The organism is Methylobacterium sp. WL18, assembly GCF_008040015.1.
Classification (GTDB): Bacteria; Pseudomonadota; Alphaproteobacteria; order Rhizobiales; family Beijerinckiaceae; genus Methylobacterium; species Methylobacterium mesophilicum.
This window is the reverse complement of sequence record NZ_VRVD01000798.1, coordinates 1-1,875: the sequence shown is the minus strand read 5'-3', so window position 1 is coordinate 1,875 and position 1,875 is coordinate 1. Positions and strand designations below refer to the sequence as shown.

The window sequence follows — 1,875 nt, the reverse complement described above, 5'->3', positions numbered from 1 at the left end:
CCGGCCCACCGCCGCCCGCCCGGCGGCTGACCGGACCGGCGCCCCGAGACGTCTCACGACGGATCGCGGCGGGCGAGAGACCATGAGCACAAAATAGGAACATTGTCAAGATGTGGGCCGGGCCGGGGAAGGGGTTCCCAAAGGGCGAGCCCTTTGGCGGGGTTTGGGGCGGAGCCCCGAGATACCAGGGCTCCGCCCTGGACCCGCACAAGGTCCCGGACCTTGTGAATCCGGGACTCCAGCGATCGGCCCCGATGCATTGCCGACACGCGGCCCCTGGTGCACCCTGTCGGCGATGCCGCCCAGCGAGTCAGGAGCCGTCGCATGATCGCAGCCGCCCATTCGAGCGCCCCGGACCCCGCGGCCGACCCCGCCGCGGTCGAGGCGATGCGGTTCGACCTGGCGGCGGCCTACCGGCTGATCCACCGGCTCGGCCTCGACGACAGCATCTACACCCACATCTCGGCGCGGCTGCCGGGGGAGGGGCATCGGTTCCTGATCAACCCCTACGGGATGCGCTTCGAGGAGGTGACGCCCCAGAACCTCGTCACCGTCGATATCGACGGCCGCGTGCTCGAGGACCCGATGGGGCTCGGCATCAACCCGGCCGGCTTCACGATCCACAGCGCCATCCACGCCGCGCGCCACGACGCGATCTGCGTGCTGCACACCCACACGGTCGCGGGCGTCGCGGTGTCGTGCCAGGAGGAGGGGCTGCTCGCCCTGAACCAGTGGTCGATGCAGTTCGCCGGCCGGCTCGCCTACCACGCCTACGAGGGCATCGCCCTCGACCTCGACGAGCGGGCGCGGCTGGTGGCCGACCTCGGCGACAAGCCCGTCATGGTGTTGCGCAACCACGGGCTGCTGACCTGCGGCCGCTCGGTCGGCGAGGCGTTCAAGCTGATGCACAACCTGGAGCGCTCGTGCCGGGCGCAGCTGGCGATCCAGGCGGCCGGCGCGCCGATCACCCGCCCCTCCGCCGCCATCGCGGCCAAGACCGCCGGGCAATACGCAGCCGGCTACGATCGCGTCGCCGTCCAGGGCGCCCCGGACAACGAGTGGGCGGCGTTCAAGCGGATGCTGGCCCGCACCGATCCCGACTTCGCGCAGTAAGCCGGCTACGGATGATGCGCGTGGTCGTGCTGGGGTGAAGGGTGCGGGTGCTTTGCGCGCGTGTGCCTGAGCGGATCGCACATCGCTGCCGGATGTGGGGGCGTCGGCTGATCCTGGGCGCGTCTCCCTCCCCCGCAGAGCTATCGGATTCACACATCCCCGGATGTGGCGCGGGTCCCCTCTCCCGTGCGGGAGAGGGACAGGGTGAGGGATGCGACTGCTCCGGAAAAACCTGGTCCCTCACCCCAACCCTCTCCCGCACGGGAGAGGGGGCGCGTCGCGGCTTTCGCAAACCGATGTGTGAACATCGTAGCCCGCAGAGGGGGAAGGGAACGGGCTCGGGGCCAGCCTTGGCCCTCATCCAGCAGCGAGGCGTGAATATCCCAGCCCGCACGGGCGAGGGGACCCGCGCCTCATCCGGCTGCCTACGAATCCGGTCGCCCCCCGGTGAGCCGGGCAGGGCGCCTCAGGGCTCCGGCCAGGCGGCGCTCGACCGGTAGGTGCGCTTCAGGAAGTCGAGGAACGCCCGGGTCTTGGCCGGGACGAAGGCCCGGCTCGGATAGACCGCGTAGATGCCGGCCTGCGCGGCGGCCGTGTAGGCGGGCAGCACCACCTCCAGCAGGCCGCTGCGCAATTCCGCGTGCACGTCCCAGGTGGAGCGCAGGGCGATGCCCAGCCCGCCGATCACCGCCTCGCGCACGACCTCGTTGGAATGGGTGCGCAGCGGCCCGGCGGCGCCGACCGTGCAGGGCCCGTCCGGCC

Annotated in this window: 2 protein-coding genes; one reads left to right on the top strand and one right to left on the bottom strand. The window is 71.4% G+C overall.

Annotated features, from left to right (window positions below):
- Positions 1 to 324 precede the first annotated feature (324 nt).
- The gene (locus tag FV228_RS28420; protein ID WP_147857542.1) at positions 325 to 1,113 is read left to right on the top strand and encodes a class II aldolase/adducin family protein; all 789 of its coding nucleotides are present in this window, start codon (positions 325 to 327) and stop codon (positions 1,111 to 1,113) included.
- A gap of 466 nt (positions 1,114 to 1,579) precedes the next feature.
- Here FV228_RS28420 and FV228_RS28410 read toward each other — a convergent pair.
- Positions 1,580 to 1,875, bottom strand: a 296-nt coding sequence (locus FV228_RS28410; protein WP_246694062.1) for a LysR substrate-binding domain-containing protein, incomplete at its 5' end; no start/stop codon positions are given.